General features: G+C 51.2%; 4 protein-coding genes and 1 tRNA gene. All 5 read left to right on the forward strand.

Annotated elements, in window-relative coordinates:
* Positions 1-321 (forward strand): M23 family metallopeptidase (locus QNK41_RS20635; RefSeq protein WP_319261009.1); only part of this gene is annotated, 321 nt, incomplete at its 5' end.
* A 70-nt stretch (positions 322-391) separates the two neighbouring features.
* Positions 392-464: transfer RNA gene (locus QNK41_RS20640), tRNA-Ala, on the forward strand.
* Between the two features lie 467 nt (positions 465-931).
* Positions 932-1135: a hypothetical protein gene (locus QNK41_RS20645; protein ID WP_319261012.1), complete on the forward strand. Its 204-nt coding sequence runs from the start codon at positions 932-934 to the stop codon at positions 1133-1135.
* A 466-nt stretch (positions 1136-1601) separates the two neighbouring features.
* A complete protein-coding gene (locus QNK41_RS20650) occupies positions 1602-2492 on the forward strand; it encodes a GGDEF domain-containing protein (protein ID WP_319261015.1) in 891 nt (296 codons plus the stop codon).
* Positions 2493-2810: 318 nt separating this feature from the next.
* Positions 2811-3088: ankyrin repeat domain-containing protein (locus tag QNK41_RS20655; protein WP_319261018.1), on the forward strand; the 278-nt coding region annotated here is incomplete at its 3' end.

The raw sequence follows: 3088 nt of genomic DNA on the forward strand, positions 1-3088 counted from the left end.
ATCGTCAAGCACACCAACGGCTATCAGACCTACTATGGGCATTGCAGCCGGTTGCTGAAGAAGCGCGGACAAATGGTCGAGCAGGGCCAGGTCATCGCCCGGGTGGGATCGACCGGCGTGTCCACCGGCCCGCACGTGCACTATGAAGTCCGCGTGGGCGGCAAACCCATCAACCCCAACAAGGTCAAAAAAAGCCGGGGCAAGCCGTTGAAGACCGAATTGCTGGCCAGTTTCACCGAAGTGGTCAACGAGCGGCTGCTGCTGGTGGACCACCTGTTGAAGGAAGAAACCAGCCTGGTGATGCTGACCCGCGACAATTGATTCACTTGACGCACGGGTCAAAAAGACCTAAACAAGCCATAACCATGGTTTAAAAAGGCCAACTCTTCATGGGGGTGTAGCTCAGCTGGGAGAGCGCAGCGTTCGCAACGCTGAGGCCAGGGGTTCGATCCCCCTCATCTCCACTTTTTATACCACTCTAAATGCCCGTTGTTGCGGGCATTTTTATTTTCAGCCCATTGGATCTGACAATGGCAGACGGACCTTTTGTCCGAACCCGTTGTCCGATCCAAGGAGGCTGCCATGTCAGCTCACACCGCAGGAACCCACACCGCACCCACCTATCGGACAACTCGACGACAGGAAATGGATTGACGTTGTGTCAACGAAGAAATCAGCAAACAATTAATTATTTCAAACGATTAAGCAATTTCGATAACCAACCCTCATGTCGCTTTTCTCTAATCGTTGCAAAATAGTGTCGGATTCAGCGATGTTAAAAAAAAAAACACACGAATTCACTATATATAGAAAAAGCTGCTTGACAGACAACAACATCTTGTATCATAACGGCGCTATTCACACACTCATCTACCTTAATCTTCAATCTTGCCGGTATCCTCGGACGGATAGGATGCCGGAGAAAGCGATCATGATGGATAAATCCAATGCCATGATTAAGATCATGACGATACTGAACGAAGATGGCCTGATGACCCCGGGCGGCAGGGCACATGCAATCGTCACGGAGTACATGAACTTCAAGATAGACCGGATGGGGCCGGAAGGAGCGTTGGAGGACGTGAGGCACACCAAGGACCACCTGGTGGCGCAGATCCACCAGATGTCCATGTAAACCATTTTACGAGCAGACCCTTACCGATCAGCTAATGCATCGATGGTATTACAGAGCAGGTAATCCACGTCGATGCTGACCTACCCCATCGATCCCCCAAAAAAGAACGAGACCCCAATTGGGTCTCGCCTTGCCATGAATCGTGAAAAAGAATGTGGGTGCACCGTCAGCCGATCATAACGAATGGCTTGTGCCCACATACATAAGAAAACCCCCATTGCTGATTTTCGTGAAATGGGGGGTTTTTATTGGCAAGGTCGAAAGATCTTCCCCAACCAGCCTATGATGTATCGGTAATCGGTTGCATACAAAGGGTCGCAGTGCCGGCCATCTCGCATCGGTTTCTTCTATTCCTTCAGGCACATTATTGACACGCTGTCATCTCCTGCGCATATTTGTTTGTATCAGGAATGGAGGTCGAGGCAACGGCGAAAAACTCCATCATCGGTTGAAAGGGGGGCCGGTAATGCCAGAATATATCGATACCATCATCGCAAGTGGGAAGCAATTCAGCGATAAGGATTTCGAAAAAAAGGTTCCCAACCTGACTTATCTGGGTGGTGACCAAGTCGGCCGCCGGATTATGCTTGCCGATGACCGCGTCACCTTGGGACGATCGCCTGATGCGACCATAATGCTTCGTGACAACCATGTGTCGCGGCTGCACATCGCCATTGCTTTCGATACTGACCGCAACGGGTATCGTATCCAGGATCTTGGCAGTTCCAACGGGACGCTATTAAATGGGGCTCACATTTCTGATGCCATTCTCCAGGATTCGGACAAGATTCTTATCGGTGAGACCATGCTGCGATTCGGCTGGTCAGACGTGTTTGATCTGAAATATCAGACCGAAATCGACAACCTGGTGAATATCGATGAATTGACCGGTTTGGTCGTCAAACGCCGCTTCGATGAAGAACTGAACCGGTACATTGCCGTGGCCAAAACACAGGGCAAGGGGTTGGCGATGATCATGATGGACCTGGATGGACTCAAGCGGATCAACGATACGCATGGCCATTCATTCGGTGCTTACACCATTTCGGAAACCGGGGCCCTGATCAAGGCGGCCTTCGAGAAAAAGGGCCTGGCGAGTCGTTTTGGCGGCGATGAATTCATGGCCTTTATGCCCAATGTTCAAGCCGAAGAGGCGCACCGGATTGCAGAAGAAATCCGCACGCGTGTTGAAACCCACCCCTACGAGAAAGATGGTATATCGCTCAAACCGACCATCTGTATTGGCATCAGCAACCTGAAAACCGACGACAGCATGGCGTCTCTATTTGAGCGTGCGGACGAAGCGCTGTACATGTCGAAACGGTCCGGCCGAAATAAAGTCAGCGTATCCGAATAATCGGTCGGCATCACACCCGCCGTCGACCGGGATCGCCGACGTCGCCGCGTCTATCTTGGCGTAACCGCAAAGCCGCAGGGATAGAACAACAAAAGGCCCACTATTCTGTTTGGTTCATTTGCTAAAACCAAGATGCTTTGTTATTGGTTTGATTGATCCTTCCCTGGTGGCGCCCCATTTTCATCGACAGAGTGAACAGCTCGTCGAATCTGCGAGCCAACGATCCGTCCGAATTCGAAGGTCTGCATGAGGGGGCCACGGGGGCGCAGTTATTCTGTCATCAGTATTCATATTTAACCAATTTCAAGAAAGAAAAAGATGAAAAAAATCGCAATCATTTTGGCCATCCTTTTCCTGTGCGGCTGCGTCAAAAGCATCCACACCGCCACCATTGATCAGAATGTCACCGCGGTTAACGACTACCTGTCCGAGGGTGTGGACATCGATGAGCCCGACCGCCATGGTTTCACACCACTGATTTACGCGGCTTATTACGGCCACTTTCCCATGACGAAATACCTTTGCGACAAGGGGGCCGACGTGAACCGCAAGAACGACGAGGGGCAGACTGCGCTGCTGTACGCGGCCTATTACAA

The organism is Desulfosarcina sp., from assembly GCF_033791525.1.
Classification (GTDB): Bacteria; Desulfobacterota; Desulfobacteria; order Desulfobacterales; family Desulfosarcinaceae; genus Desulfosarcina.

Excerpts from the sequence above, each read along its gene's own strand:
- QNK41_RS20645 (WP_319261012.1), top strand. The coding sequence starts at position 932 with ATGATGGATAAATCCAATGCCATGATTAAGATCATGACGATACTGAAC.
- QNK41_RS20650 (WP_319261015.1), top strand. The coding sequence starts at position 1,602 with ATGCCAGAATATATCGATACCATCATCGCAAGTGGGAAGCAATTCAGC.